Raw genomic sequence first — 13,837 nt, 5'->3', positions numbered from 1 at the left:
ATCTAAGGCAACCCTTACCTAAAAGAATTCTGAGTTTAACCGTACCGCCGTACCGTTAGATGAAACGCCGCCGGAATTGACTGGTAACCAGCGGTTAAGCCCAGTTAAGGTGAGGACGACAATGGAGGTGTCATGACTTTAAGAAATCCCGACCGTGAGGCAGTAGCTCACGGTCACATTACTAACGAACCAATCCGTCAGAAGCCGGGAGTGCCCTCTTGGGTTCTGAAGCTCATCATGGCCGTCACCGGCCTGCTATTTGCACTGTTCGTCGTCGGCCACATGGCCGGCAACCTGAAGCTGTACTTGCCGGCTGAGGGCGGCGACGAGGCTCTTGATGAATATGGTGCATTCCTGCGCTCCATGGGCGAGCCACTGTTCCCGCATGAGGGTGCGTTGTGGATCATCCGCGCAGTCCTGCTGGTTGCCATCATCGCCCACATCTATGGTGCGTTTGCTCTCACCGCACGTTCCAAGGCGTCCCGCGGCAAGTTCCGCCGTAGCAACCTGATGGGCGGCCTTGATTCCTTCGCTACCAAGTCCATGCTGGTTACCGGCATCGTCTTGCTGCTGTTCATCATCTTCCACTTGCTAGACCTGACCTTGGGCGTACAGCCCATCGCCCCAGGTGACTTTGTGGAGGGTGCGGTGAAGGCCAATATGATCGCAACCTTTAGCCGCTGGCCGGTCACCATCGTGTATGTGATCGCCATGTGCTTCCTGTTCCTGCACCTCACCCACGGCATTCGCCTCGCTGCTTCTGACCTGGGTATTACCGGTGCGAAGTGGCGTCAGACCTTCCTGATCCTGGCGTACGTCATCCCGGCCGTTGTCTGCATCGGCAACATCGTTATGCCTTTGTCCGTTGCCCTGGGCTTGGTCAGCTAAAGGAGTTAGAAACCCATGACTAATATTGAACTCAAGCGCGAGCACCCCAAGTTCTCGCATCCGCAGTCCATCGTTCCGGGCGTATCTGCCGGCAACATTCTGGAATCCAATGAGCCGCACGGCGTGCCAATGAAGGATATGTGGTCCCACCAAAAGGACCACATGCAGCTGGTTTCCCCGCTGAACCGCCGCAAGTTTGAGGTCCTCGTGGTTGGTACCGGCCTATCCGCCGGCGCCGCTGCGGCCGCACTGGGCGAGCTGGGCTACAAGGTAAAGGTATTTACCTACCACGACTCCCCGCGCCGCGCGCACTCCATCGCCGCGCAGGGTGGCGTCAACGCCTCCCGTGCCAAGAAGGTGGACAATGACTCCGCCTACCGCCACACCAAGGACACCGTCAAGGGTGGCGACTACCGCTGCCGCGAGTCCGACTGCTGGCGCTTGGCCAACGAATCCGTTCGCGTTATTGACCACATGAATGCCATCGGTGCACCATTCGCTCGCGAGTACGGCGGCACCCTGGCTACCCGTTCCTTCGGTGGTGTGCAGGTCTCCCGTACCTACTACACCCGTGGCCAAACAGGCCAGCAGCTGCAGCTGTCCACCACCTCGGCGCTCTACCGCCAGATTGGCCTGGGCAACGTGGAGCTCTTCGCTCACAACGACCTGCAGGACATCATCGTCTACAACGACAATGGCAAGAAGCGTGCTGGCGGCATCGTTACCCGCAACCTGATCACCGGTGAGCTCAAGGCCTTCACCGGCCACGCAGTCGTGCTGGGTACCGGCGGCTACGGCAACGTCTACCACATGTCCACCCTGGCTAAGAACTCCAACGCCAGCGCCATGATGCGTGCGTACGACAGCGGTGCTTACCTGGCTTCCCCAGCCTTCGTGCAGTTCCACCCGACGGGCCTACCGGTCAACTCCGATTGGCAGTCCAAGACCATCCTGATGTCGGAGTCCCTGCGTAACGACGGCCGCATTTGGTCCCCGAAGAAGGAGGGCGACGACCGCGACCCGAATACCATTCCGGAAGAAGAGCGCGACTACTTCTTGGAGCGCCGCTACCCGGCATTCGGCAACCTGGTTCCGCGTGACGTTGCTTCCCGTGCCATCTCCCAGCAGATTAACGCCGGCTTGGGCGTTGGCCCACTGCACAACTCGGTGTACCTGGACTTCCGCGACGCCATCGAGCGCCTGGGCAAGGACAAGATCCGCGAGCGCTACTCCAACCTCATCGAGATGTACGAAGAGGCCATTGGCGAGTCCGCCTACGAGACTCCAATGCGCATCGCTCCGACTTGCCACTTCACCATGGGTGGCCTGTGGACCGACTTCAACGAGATGACCTCCATCGACGGCCTCTTTGCTGCCGGTGAGTGCTCCTGGACCTACCACGGTGCTAACCGACTGGGAGCTAACTCCCTGCTTTCGGCTTCCGTTGACGGCTGGTTCACCTTGCCGTTTACCATCCCGAACTACCTGGCTGACCACCTCAATGAGGAGAAGCTGGCTGAGGATTCCCCAGAGGCACAGGCAACCCTGGCCCAGTCCCAAGAGCGCATCGACCGCCTCATGGGCGTGCGCGGCGAGAACCCGCACGGTCCTTCCTACTACCACCGCCAGCTAGGCGACATCCTGTACCACGGCTGCGGTGTGTCCCGTAACGTGGAAGACCTCAAGGAAGCCATCACCAAGATCCGTGAGCTGCGCGAGGACTTCTGGGCTAATGTCCGCATCCCGGGCGAGGCCAACGACATGAACCAGGTGCTGGAATACGGCCTGCGCGTTGCCGACTACCTGGACCTGGGCGAGCTCATGTGTGTTGACGCCCTGGACCGCGACGAGTCCTGTGGCGCTCACTTCCGCGAGGACCACCTCACCGAGGACGGCGAGGCAGAACGCGACGACGAGAACTGGTGCTTCGTATCCGCCTGGGAGCCGGGCGCTAATAAGAACGAGTTCATCCGCCACGCCGAGCCGCTGTACTTTGATTCGATCCCGCTGATGACAAGGAACTACAAGTAATGAAACTGACACTTGAGATCTGGCGTCAAGCCGGACCGACCCAAGAAGGCCACTTCGAGACCGTCCAGGTGGACGATGCCTCTGAGCAGATGTCTATCCTGGAGCTGCTGGACCACGTCAACGAGGGCTACATTGAGCGCGGCGAGGAGCCCTTCGCCTTCGCCTCTGACTGCCGTGAGGGCATTTGTGGTACCTGTGGTCTGACCGTCAACGGCCGTCCACACGGCCCTGGACAGAACACCCCGGCCTGCCAGCAGCGCCTGTTCAACTTCACCGAAGGACAGACCATCAAGCTGGAGCCATTCCGTTCCGCTGCCTACCCGGTTATCAAGGACATGATCGTCGACCGTGCGGCACTGGATCACGTGATGGAGCAGGGCGGCTACGTTTCCATGGACGCTGGTACCGCTCCGGATGCGGATACCCTGCACGTCAATCATGAGACTTCCGAGTACTCGCTGGACCACGCCGCTTGCATCGGCTGCGGCGCCTGCGTTGCTGCCTGCCCGAATGGTGCTGCTCACCTGTTTACCGGTGCGAAGCTGGTGCACCTCTCCCTCATGCCGCTGGGTAAGGAAGAGCGTGGCCGCCGTGCCCGCAACATGGTCGATGACCTAGAAGCCAACTTCGGCCACTGCTCCCTCTACGGTGAGTGCGCTGATGTTTGCCCGGCCGGCGTTCCGCTGACCGCAGTTTCCGCGGTTACCCGCGAACGTGCACGTGCTGCTTTCCGTGGCAAGGACGACTAAGCTAAGGTTATTCCGTAGGAATACAAGGAACGAGAGAAAGACAGAAAGACTCCGCCATGAGCGATAACACCCACGCAGTCGCTGACTACACCAGCGAGACCTACCCGGAGTTCTCCGGAAAGATTCAGGACACCTACATTGAAGGCTACGACCCAGTTTCCTTCGGTGCTCCTCATTCTTCCCTCATTCGCACCTCCACCTGGGTGGGCATGGGTCTGATCCTGTCTTGCCTCCCGGCTGCCGGAATCCTCATCTGGGGCCTCGGCGTGTGGGATACCCCGCTGGGCACCGCCGGCGAGGGTGACTACACCCTGACCACCATCATCGGCATCATCGCTCTAGCCGTTGTGGCTATCGCCGCCTTCAGCACCGTCCACTATGGCCGCCGCTACTACCGCAAGTACCGCAAGGAAACTGGCCGAGCTAACTAAGGCGCTTGCTGTACCAGGCAATGCCTAAGTTTCTGTACTGACTCGACGTCACCCCCGTCTCCACAGCATGCAATCCATGCAAGGAGGCGGGGGTTGCGTGATCTCTCAGTACCCAAGTGGCAATGTCAGATGGACCAGGCGGCGATTCAGGACATCATTGCAACGACGACTGCCACCGAGCATGTTCGTTGCTGGCACTAGTGTTAGAGAATGAAGCTCGAAAGCACCTTCACAACCCCAAGGAGAACTCATGACCCACCGCGCGGACGAAGGCCTCGAAACGGCTACGACATCGGCATCGTCGGGTGCTGCTCCCGTGCCGCAGGCTGGTAACCAGGAGGCCCGGCGGGCGGACTTGCGGCGGTGGAAGGCGATTGCGCTGTCGTTCCTGATTGGTGCCGCGGTGATCTTTTTGGGGTGTTCGTGGTGGCAGGCGTCGGAAAGCGGGGCACCTGTGTGGGTGGGCTACGTGCGTGCAGCGGCGGAGGCCGGCATGGTGGGTGGCCTGGCGGACTGGTTTGCAGTGACCGCGCTTTTCCGCCGGCCGTTGGGACTGCCCATCCCACATACGGCGCTGATTCCGAATAATAAGGACCGCGTGGGCGATGCCCTGAGTGACTTTGTGGAGGAAAACTTCCTGACCGCAGATGCGCTGAGCGCCAAGGTGCGCGAGGCGGAGCTGCCATTGTGGCTGGCACGCCAGGGAGTCGAGCCCGGCAAGGCGGAGGAGGTCTCCGCGTGGATTGGTGAGCGTGCGGCCAGCGTGGTGTCGGATTTGGATGCGGAAGAGGCAGAGAATTTCATCCGCACCCAGGTCATGGACCGCCTAGCCGAACCGGAATGGGGCCCGCCGCTGGGCAGGCTGCTGGAGGGCTATATTGCAGATGGGAAGGCGCGCCCCCTGGAGGATGACCTCATTGAGTGGGCACACGGCAAGATTTTAAGCATGGAGTCCACCGTGGTCACGGCCATCGATGAGCGCATGCCGGGCTGGGCACCGCGGTTTGCGCGCGAGATGGTGGGGGAGAAGGTCTATACCGAGCTCGTAGAATTCGCCGATGAGGTCCGCCGCAATGGTAACCACGAGGCCCGCCTAGCCATTCGCCGTAACCTGTCCAAACTGGCATCCGATCTGCAGTGGGACGAGGACATGCGCGGGCGCATCGAGGGCATCAAGCAAGAGATGCTCGCCTCTGACCAAGCACAGCAGGCACCCGCGGCCATGTGGCGCACGGTCTCCACCACTCTCATTGACCAGCTCAATGACTCGGAGTCCTTCCTGCGCCAAAAGATTACGGCCAAGGTCAAGGAGCTGGCGCACCGCCTGCTCGAGGACTCTGATTTTCTGGACCAGGCAAATGCGCTCGTGGACAAAGCCGCGCGCTATGCCGTGGAGAAATTCGCGCCGGAAATCATCGCGATTATCCCCGAGACCATCAAGCGCTGGGATGCGGAGGAAGCCTCCCAGAATATCGAGCTCATGGTGGGCAAGGACCTACAATTTATTCGTTTGAACGGCACCGTCGTCGGTTCCCTGGCAGGATTGGTGATATTCGCAATCAATCACCTTATCTTTGGCGCTTAGACAAAAGGAGTAATGAACAATGAGCGATAATAAGAAGATTTTTGATTCCCTGAAGGATGCTGGCAGCGCTGCCTTTGACGTAGCCAAGGACTTCGGCGGCCGCCTGCAGGAGGAGCGCGAACAGCACGCTCAAGGCGCGGAGGCCAAAAGCCCCTATGGCGCCTCCGGCAAGGAGGGCTTGGTGGATAAGGCCACTGCCACCGCGAAGGAGCTCGGTGCCACTGTGAAGAAGGCCGCCGATGGCACCCGTGAGTCCGCTGCTTTCGACGCCGCTAAGGGCAAGTTCTCCACCGCCTATAACGAGACCCGCGAGGGCGTCATGGACGCCTATAATTCCGCCCAGGCCCGCCGCGCGGAAAAGAAGAATGCGGCGCGCCCTGGCCAGGATTCGGCTCCTTCGCAGGGCGATAATATTATCGATGGCGAAGTAATCGACACCGACGACCCACAGAATTAACCTGCATGAATTCACTTTTTGAAATTGCGTACTCCTTGGATGCCTATATTTTGCGCATCCTCGCCCTGACCGCCATCATCGGCGCGGTCCTCGCTGCCACCACCCGCGAGGATGCCTTCCGAGCCGGTGACCGACAAGGTAAGTGGGTGTGGGTAGGCCTGCTGGCGGGCTCGGCGGTAGCGATGGCCACCGGCATGCCATTCCTGTCTTGGATCGGCGCGGTCATTACCGGCGTGTACTGGTTTGATGTGCGCCCGCAGCTCAAGGCCATTATCAACGGCGACTACAGCTACTAATGCTTAATTTGCTTGACGCCCCGGCCGCGACGGTCAAGGAGCGCGCCGCCGATAACACCGTCCTTGTCTCCCCGCACCATGTTTCCCTTGCCGCAGGCGCGGGCGCGGCCGATATTATTTCTGTCGCGGGGTATCCTACCGGCCGCCACCATACTCTCATCAAGGCCTCCGAGGCGCGCCTGGCCATCCAATCGGGCGCCAGCGAGGTATGGGTCAGCCTCGATGAGACCTTAACGGATGCCAATGCCGTGCTCTCCGAGCTCATTGCCATCCGCGAGGCCTGCCCGGATCCGGCCCGCTTGGGCCTCATCGTGCCGGACGCCCCGCTTGCCGACGCCACCCTTAAAGCCGCCCATCAAGCCGGCTACCAGCGCCTCATTGTGCGCAGCCGCAAGGCCGCGGATTACGCGGAATCCGCGGCCGGTGAAGAAGGCAAGAAAAAAGGACCGGAGTTGGCCGCTGCCACACTTCCGGTCCTCGAGTTTCCCGCTCCCGCGGTTTAGGCGGCTTTCTCCTGCGCGTCCTGCTGCGGCGCGCCATTGCCCGTGGCGCCGCCCTGGCCCGCGGAGTCACCGCCGCCGGCGAACTTATCCATGTCGTTCATCGGGACATCGGTGCCGGTGATGGTGAGCTTGAGCTCGCCATCGAGCACCTCTACGGAATCGACGTTCATGTCAGAACCCACGAACTGATCCGACATGCCATTTTGCAGGGCGGAGGAGATGGCTTCGGTGGCCTGATCCGGCAGCTCGAGGCCAAAGATGGAGGCCTCGGTGGCGCGGATATCGAGCTTTCCATCGTGGGCGGTGGGCTCCAGCGAGAGGTTGGCAAGGCCGCCGGCAAACTTCACGTCCAGCACGTGGTCTTGCTCATTGGCGTTAATCTCCGTGACCACCATATTGCCCACCTTCTCGCTGCCGGCCTGCTCGGAAATGCCCTTCTGGAAAGACGCCAGCAGGTAGTCATCCGGCACGGTGGTAGAAGCGCGCAGCTTGCCGGCCACCGGATTCTCCTGGTCGGTGCTCATATCTTCTACGTGGATCTCTGAGGCAGGCTGGCCCTTGATATCAGTTCCATCGATTTGCAGGGTGGACGGCGTGGTCATGTCCATTTGGGAAATGGAGCCCTTAAATAGCCCGACGAGCAGCGGGCTGCCGCCAAAGCTGACGGAGGGATCTTCTTTGACCTGGATACCTTCTTCCTCGGCAGCCTGGTTAAATTGCGAGGTCATCTGGTGACCGATGAACCAGCGCAGGCCGAACTCGGCCAAGAGGATGAGCACGAGTAGTGCCACGAGGATGCCAATGATGATTTTCCAGGCGAGTGAACCCGCCGATTTCTTCGAAGCCATGCGTACCAGTGTGGCGCATGAGACGGCGCGGGGCAAAGTTTGCGGGAGTTCTCGGGCACATTGCTAGGCACTTCACAGCTGCCCCAGCTGCCATCATCGCGCGGCGCGTTTAGTCCCGTGGCGCGACGGACTCCCAGTCCACGGTCAGCACATTATCGCGCAGGCGCCGGCGGATGGTGTGGATAGTAAAGGGGGCGTCGGCAAGCGTGGCTCGTGCCATGCGCCAACGCACGCGCGGGCCGTAGGGCGCCCACCCCGCCGCGTGGTCCCAGGCCTCGTCGGCGGCCTTAAGCAGCTCGTGGATGGGCTCGCCGGGAACGTTGCGGTGAATGAGGATTTTGGGCAGGCGCTCGGCGATGTCTGAGGGCCGCGCCACATCGAACGGGTCCCACGCCAGGGTGAGAGTCCGTGGGCCGTGGGCATCCAGCAGCAACCAGGCCGCGCGCCGGCCCAGCTCATCGCAGGTGCCCTCCACAAAGAAGCCACCGGGGGCAAGCCGAGAACACACCGTCTGCCAGGCCTCCTGGACCTGGTCCACGTCGTATTGGCGTAGCACATTGAATGCGCGCACCAGCTGTGGCCGGTAGCCGGCCAGTTCAAAGCCGCCAAGTTCGAAGCGCACGCCGTCGCGCGGTGGCAGGATCCGGTCCGGGTGGATTTCGAGCCCGCGGACGTCTACCTGCGGATTCGCCCGGCGCAGCCACCCTGCCCATTCCACGGTGGTGGCGTGCGAGGCCCCGTAGCCTACGTCGAGCGCGAGCGGCTTTTCCACGTGCCGCAGCAGCGTGGAAATCTCCGGATGCGCGAGCATCCATCTATCGCAGCGGCGCAGGCGATTGTGATTGGTGGTGCCGCGGGTAATAACGCCAAAAGGCCGACCCGCAGCTGCGCTAGCGCGCAGATTATGTGCGTGGTCGGCCATAGATTTCGGTGCTGTAGAACTTAGGCGTTCTCAGAGATCCACTGCTCGGTGAGCTTGCCTTCGTTATCGAAGAGCTCAGCCAGGGATTCGCCCACCTTCGGCTCGATGGCGGCGCCCATCATCGGGATATTGACGGAAATCTCGTTGACGTAGGACAGCTTGGTCATCTCGCCCTCGCCAGCCAGGGAGATATCGCCCTTGAAGTCCACCGGGGTGCCCTTGACATCTGCGGTGTAGTTAACGTCAGCGGCTTCACCGTTGAGCTCGCCGACGGTGACCACGCGCTTGACCTTGAGGTCTTGGGAGACCATGGCGCGCACTGCCTCTGGCAGCAGGGTGGTCGGCAGAACCTCGAAAAGGGTAGCAACATTATCGCTGAAGTCGTGCACCTGACCCGCCTCAGGGGAGAGGTTGGCCACGATGAACTCCCAGTATTCCTTGGTGAGCAGCGCCTTGTGCACCTTTTCGATGGGCTGATTGATGGTTACGGTGTTTTCACTACGGGTTGACATGCTTAACAGACTACCTTGGTAGGCGTGCTTGATAAATCTTTGACGCAACAGCTCACAGCGATCGACGGCGTGGAACTGGACTCTACCGCCACCTTTGCGGATCTGACTACGCTGCGTGTGGGTGGAAAACCGCAGGCCGCACTGCGCTGCTCGCAGCCGGATGCCGCCGTGTCCGTTGTCCGCGCCCTGGATCGCGCTGCGGTGAAGTTCATAGTCGTTGGCGGCGGCTCCAACCTCTTGGTGGCCGATGGCTCCGTGGACGTCGTCGCCGTCATCCTCGACTTTGCTGAGGTGTCCATGGACACCGAATCCGGTCTGGTGCGCGCGCAGGCGGGCGCCAACTGGGATGACGTGGTGGCCCGCTCCGTTCAGCTTGGCCTGGGTGGCATCGAGTGCCTGTCCGGCATCCCCGGCACGGTGGGCGCGGTTCCGGTGCAAAACGTGGGTGCTTATGGCGCGGAAATCTCCGAGGTACTTACCCGCGTGCGCCTCTATAATCGCCGCACCGATACCGATGAGTGGGTCCCCGCCTCCGATCTGGAGCTGGCGTATCGCTATTCCAACTTGAAATTCACCGGCCGCGCCGTCGTGCTCGAGGTAGAACTCCAGCTCAACAACGATGGCTTATCCCGCCCGTTGCGCTTTGGCCAACTTACTCAGAACCCCGGCGAGCGCCGCCCCGTGGCCGAGGTCCGCGAGGAGGTCTTAAAACTGCGCCGCGGCAAGGGCATGGTGCTCGACCCTTCCGATCATGACACCTGGTCCGCCGGCTCTTTCTTTACCAACCCGGTGGTGGACTCCGCTCTTGCCGACGCCGTGCAGGCCAAGGTTCGTGCCTCGCTTGGCGACGCCACCGCAGACTCCATGCCCCGCCACCCCTCCTCCGAGGCCGACCGGGAAAAGCTTTCCGCGGCCTGGCTCATTGATCGCGCCGGGTTTGCCAAGGGCTACCCAGGCTCTGGCCGGGCTACGCTTTCGACAAAGCACACGCTGGCGCTTACCAACCGCGGCGAGGCTACGGCTGCCGATATCGTGGACCTTGCCCGCACCATCCGCGATGGCGTCCGCGATGCTTTCGGCGTGGAGCTCGTGCCCGAACCCGTCTGGATTGGCCTCGCCCTCGACGAGTAGCGTGGGGTTGCCCCTGCACACTGGGGCCTAAAACCTATAAAGCAGCCACGATAGCGCCCTAAACCACACGGTTTTCGGGTCTATCGTGGCCGCTTTGCGGGCGTGGCGCCTGTCGCGTTTGTCGCGCCCGCGAAGGTTTCTGGATTAGGCCGCCATGACCTGAAGCCACTCATCCTTAGCACCTAGGAAAGCGCGGGCCGCCTCCTGCGCACCCTCCAGGCTGTGGTGCGCACCCCAGCCGCACTGCTCTTCGTTGGCTGCGGGTACCTCGGTGGCGTTAAGAATATCGTTGAGCGCGCCTTCTACCGCGCGCAGCAGCTCGTCTTGTTCCATGCCATTAGTGATGGCGTAGAAGCCGGTACGGCAGCCCATTGGGGCAAAACCGATGAGCTTATCGGTGTAATTGCGCATGAAGTTGGCCATCATGTGCTCCACCGAATGCAGCGCCTTGGTATCAAGGTGATCCTGATTAGGCTGGCAGAAGCGCAAGTCGTACTTAATGATTTCGACGCCGCCACCCAAATCCGTGCGGTCGGCCACGCGAATATACGGTGCGCTGACGAGGCGGTGGTCGAGTTCGAAGGACTTCACGTTGAGCTTCTTATCATTCTGTTCAGTCATGCTTCTCCAGTGTAATCACAGCTGAGTGTCACTTCCTGAAATAGATTCTTTACCGCATACGCTGGGATAATATGAGCACACTGGACGATTCCGCCGAGGTTCCTGGCGCCGCGAACATGGCGGCCGACGATCTGTCTGCTGGCGACCCGTCCGCCACTGCACGGCCGAGCGCTTCAGCCACTCCGGTAAGAGAATCCGTCTATGAGGGCGCGGATAAAATCGTGCCGAGTACCGCGCCCACCGTGGTCAAGATCGAAGGCCACACCGAAAATGTGGACCCGCTGGCCCGCGGTAACCGCTTGCGCAAGGAAAGCTGGGGGCTGGTGCTCCGCCGCGTGTGGGCGGACTTCTTCCACGATGCCTTGATGGATCGCGCCGCCACGATGACGTATTTCACGCTCATGGCCTTTGCTCCTACGGTGCTCGCGGCCTATTCGATAGCCACGCTCATCTTTTCCTCTCGGCGCGCCGAGGTACATGAATTAACCTCGCAGTTCATTGCAGACTACGTGCCCAGTTCGATGACGGAGCAGGCCGAGCACCTCGTGGGCTCCATCATTGGCTCCACAGCCCAAGGCACCTTCGCGCTGGTGGTATCCGTGCTGGTTTCTCTTTTTGCCGCCTCGGCCTATGTGCGTGCCTTCTCGCGCACCGCCAATACCGTCTACGGGCGGGTAGAGGGCCGCGGAATAATCCGCACCTGGGCACTCATGTGGGGGCTTACTATCGTCCTGGTCATCGGCGCGGTGATCGTGCTTTTTGCTAACCTGCTGCGCGATACCATTGTCAGCGGTGTGGTCGAACCGCTGGCCGGCAAGCTAGAGATGCAAGGCACCGCGGACTTTTTGGGCGGCATCTTTATGCCGGTGTGGAATTGGCTGCGCTTCCCACTCACCGTGGTGGTCGTGCTGACGTTGATTGCCATCCTGTACCACTTTTCCCCGAATGTGCGGCCGGCGCGCTTCCGCTGGATAACTCTCGGTTCCGTGGTGGCGCTTAGCACCAATGTCGTGGTGTGGGGAGCCTTCGCGCTGTATACCCAGCGCTTTGCTGGGGCCAGCGTCTACGGAGCCTTCAGCCTCATCATGGCCGTATTCATGGCCGTATGGCTATCTAATACGATGCTCATTTTGGGTATCAAAATCGATGCGGAGGTATTGCGCGCCAAAGAACTGCAACTGGGTCTGCACGCCGCGCGGCATATTCAGGCCCCGCCGCGTTCCGATGCCGCCGCCAAATCCCAAGCCCGTGCCCAACATGACCTGGAAGAACGGTCCGAGCGCATTTACAAACAAGCGGTGCGCAGAGCAGAAAACGACGCGGACTAGTCGCGGTGAAGGCGGGCGAGGAGATCGCGCCGGACATCGCGGCGGCGCAGCTTGCCTAGCTGATCACCGGCAAGCTTATCCATGGCAAAGAATCTTTGCGGTACCTTATAACGCGCCAGCAGCCCGCGGCAGTGCTCGCGCAAGGCGGCTTCGTCGAGCCGGACACCAGGAGACAGGACCACGCAGGCAGCGACGTCCTCAGAACCATCGGAGCGGGGAGTGCCTACGACGGCGGCTTGGGCGATATCGGGGTGGGAAGTTAAAGCCTCCTCCACCTCGCCGGGATAAACATTGAAGCCGCCGGTAATGATGATTTCTTTAATGCGGCCCACCAACCGGATATAGCCATCGGGTTCGCGCACGCCCATGTCACCGGTGCGGAACCAGCCCTCGTGGAAGGCGGCTGCGGTAGCGGGGGCGTCGGCAAGGTAACCGCCAAAAACCTGCGGGCCGCGGGCGAGGATCTCGCCGGCCACGCCATCCGGTTGGGTACGGCTGAGATCGGCAGGATCGCCGATGCGCAGCTGTGTGTCCGGCAAAGGCAGGCCGATGGTGCCGGCGCGCCGGGTGTCATCAAGGGGATTGATGGTCAGCACAGGAGAGGTTTCTGTAAGCCCATAACCTTCCACCAACATGCCACCGGTGCGTGCCTCCCACGGGTCGATGATGCGCGAGGGCAGCGAGGCCGCGCCCGAGATGGAATAGCGCACCCCGCCGAGATCCGAGGGAGACTCGGAATCAGCGGCAGTGGCAGCGTAGTTCATGGCGCGCTCGTAGATGGTCGGCACGCCCGGCATCCAGGTGGGGCGGCGGGTGGCAAGCGCTTCCGTCACTGCGTCGGTGTGTGGAGCGGCAAGCAGGATGATCTCGGCCGCACACCGCACCGCGAGCAACACGCTCATTGTCAGGCCATAGGAATGAAACATGGGCAGCGCGGCCAGGAAGCGCTCGTGGCCAGCGCGCAGCGGGGCCTGGGTTTCTAGCTGCAGGCAGTTCGCCGCGAGGTTGCCGTGGGTTAAGACCACGCCCTTGGGGCGGGCGGTGGTGCCGGAGGTGTAGAGGATAAGGGCAGCGTCGGCAAGCGTGGCGGGGTGCGTCTCCACCGGGGTGCCGCTGAGGGGAAGCGGCTCGCTAAGGGAAACGGAAATGGTGGTCTCTACCTGCGCGGAAACGGTGGGGGCGATGTCCTCCCAGGCGATAGCCACGCGGGCGCCATGGTGGGCGAGCAGCGGGGTGAGCTCGTGCGCGGTATAGCGCGGGTTATGCTCCACCACCACCGCGCCCAAGCGCAGGATGGCGAAGAATGCCACCACGTGCTGCGGGCAATTGGGCAGCAGGAGCGCCACGCGGTCGCCGGGCTGCACGCCCATCTCGTGCAGGACCCCAGCCGCGGCTGCCACCTGGGCATCGAGCTCGCCATAGGTCAGTGTCTGGCCGGCGAAGTAGGTGGCGGGGCGCTGCGGAAACCTCGCGACGGCCGCCGCGAGGAAATCCGTCAAGGTAGCGCCATAGTGAATTTCTGCCATAGCCGCTAA

The 13,837-nt window shown here is 61.7% G+C and carries 15 protein-coding genes; 10 read left to right on the top strand and 5 right to left on the bottom strand.

The features are described 5' to 3' along the window. The first annotated feature begins 132 nt into the window (after positions 1–132). The 8 genes from RAE07_RS04620 to RAE07_RS04585 all read left to right on the top strand — a co-directional run bounded on the left by RAE07_RS04620 (position 133) and on the right by RAE07_RS04585 (position 6,940). Positions 133–888, top strand: coding sequence for a succinate dehydrogenase cytochrome b subunit (locus RAE07_RS04620; RefSeq protein WP_023020450.1), 756 nt, complete (start codon positions 133–135; stop codon positions 886–888). A gap of 15 nt (positions 889–903) precedes the next feature. Beyond that, a complete protein-coding gene (locus RAE07_RS04615) occupies positions 904–2,919 on the top strand; it encodes a fumarate reductase/succinate dehydrogenase flavoprotein subunit (RefSeq protein ID WP_317001411.1) in 2,016 nt (671 codons plus the stop codon). Next, positions 2,919–3,668, top strand: a complete 750-nt coding sequence (locus RAE07_RS04610; protein WP_023020452.1) for a succinate dehydrogenase/fumarate reductase iron-sulfur subunit — start codon at positions 2,919–2,921, stop codon at positions 3,666–3,668. The genes RAE07_RS04615 and RAE07_RS04610 overlap by 1 nt, the downstream gene beginning before the upstream one ends. Positions 3,669–3,724: 56 nt before the next feature. Beyond that, positions 3,725–4,099 carry a hypothetical protein gene (locus RAE07_RS04605; protein ID WP_023020453.1) on the top strand — a complete coding sequence of 125 codons (375 nt, stop codon included), beginning with the start codon at positions 3,725–3,727 and terminating at the stop codon, positions 4,097–4,099. A gap of 250 nt (positions 4,100–4,349) precedes the next feature. Further along, on the top strand, positions 4,350–5,684 hold the full coding sequence (locus tag RAE07_RS04600; protein ID WP_317001410.1) for a DUF445 domain-containing protein: 1,335 nt from the start codon (positions 4,350–4,352) through the stop codon (positions 5,682–5,684). Positions 5,685–5,703: 19 nt separating this feature from the next. Continuing rightward, complete coding sequence (locus tag RAE07_RS04595; RefSeq protein ID WP_259824741.1) at positions 5,704–6,141, top strand: CGLAU_01105 family protein; 438 nt, start codon at positions 5,704–5,706, stop codon at positions 6,139–6,141. Positions 6,142–6,146: 5 nt separating this feature from the next. Further along, positions 6,147–6,437 (top strand): DUF2516 family protein, encoded by a 291-nt coding sequence (locus tag RAE07_RS04590; RefSeq protein WP_200288329.1) that lies wholly within the window; start codon positions 6,147–6,149, stop codon positions 6,435–6,437. Further along, positions 6,437–6,940, top strand: coding sequence for a beta/alpha barrel domain-containing protein (locus tag RAE07_RS04585; protein WP_023020457.1), 504 nt, complete (start codon positions 6,437–6,439; stop codon positions 6,938–6,940). The genes RAE07_RS04590 and RAE07_RS04585 overlap by 1 nt, the downstream gene beginning before the upstream one ends. Here RAE07_RS04585 and RAE07_RS04580 read toward each other — a convergent pair. The 3 genes from RAE07_RS04580 to RAE07_RS04570 form a co-directional block, all read right to left on the bottom strand. After that, positions 6,937–7,788 carry an LmeA family phospholipid-binding protein gene (locus tag RAE07_RS04580; RefSeq protein ID WP_034655702.1) on the bottom strand — a complete coding sequence of 284 codons (852 nt, stop codon included), beginning with the start codon at positions 7,786–7,788 and terminating at the stop codon, positions 6,937–6,939. The genes RAE07_RS04585 and RAE07_RS04580 overlap by 4 nt on opposite strands. Before the next feature lie 109 nt (positions 7,789–7,897). Next, positions 7,898–8,710 carry a class I SAM-dependent methyltransferase gene (locus tag RAE07_RS04575; protein WP_239208717.1) on the bottom strand — a complete coding sequence of 271 codons (813 nt, stop codon included), beginning with the start codon at positions 8,708–8,710 and terminating at the stop codon, positions 7,898–7,900. Positions 8,711–8,730: 20 nt separating this feature from the next. Continuing rightward, on the bottom strand, positions 8,731–9,222 hold the full coding sequence (locus tag RAE07_RS04570) for a DUF2505 domain-containing protein (RefSeq protein WP_200288327.1): 492 nt from the start codon (positions 9,220–9,222) through the stop codon (positions 8,731–8,733). 24 nt (positions 9,223–9,246) lie between these two features. Here RAE07_RS04570 and RAE07_RS04565 point away from each other — a divergent pair, with 24 nt between their 5' ends. Beyond that, positions 9,247–10,353, top strand: coding sequence for a UDP-N-acetylmuramate dehydrogenase (locus RAE07_RS04565; protein ID WP_239208715.1), 1,107 nt, complete (start codon positions 9,247–9,249; stop codon positions 10,351–10,353). Positions 10,354–10,497: 144 nt separating this feature from the next. On the opposite strand, the gene RAE07_RS04560 is transcribed toward RAE07_RS04565, so the two are convergent. Beyond that, positions 10,498–10,974, bottom strand: a complete 477-nt coding sequence (locus RAE07_RS04560; RefSeq protein ID WP_023020462.1) for an S-ribosylhomocysteine lyase — start codon at positions 10,972–10,974, stop codon at positions 10,498–10,500. 71 nt (positions 10,975–11,045) lie between these two features. On the opposite strand from RAE07_RS04560, the gene RAE07_RS04555 reads away from it, so the two are divergent. Further along, positions 11,046–12,302: a YihY/virulence factor BrkB family protein gene (locus RAE07_RS04555; protein WP_316330960.1), complete on the top strand. Its 1,257-nt coding sequence runs from the start codon at positions 11,046–11,048 to the stop codon at positions 12,300–12,302. Here the strand turns inward: RAE07_RS04555 and RAE07_RS04550 are convergent. Continuing rightward, the gene (locus RAE07_RS04550; protein ID WP_316330961.1) at positions 12,299–13,828 is read right to left on the bottom strand and encodes an AMP-binding protein; all 1,530 of its coding nucleotides are present in this window, start codon (positions 13,826–13,828) and stop codon (positions 12,299–12,301) included. The two genes, RAE07_RS04555 and RAE07_RS04550, sit on opposite strands and share 4 nt — an antisense overlap. Positions 13,829–13,837 lie beyond the last annotated feature (9 nt).

The sequence above is a fragment of the Corynebacterium nasorum genome, assembly GCF_032821635.1.
Classification (GTDB): domain Bacteria; phylum Actinomycetota; class Actinomycetes; order Mycobacteriales; family Mycobacteriaceae; genus Corynebacterium; species Corynebacterium kefirresidentii.
Note: the sequence above shows the minus strand (reverse complement) of the source record. Positions and strands in the feature narration are given on the sequence as shown.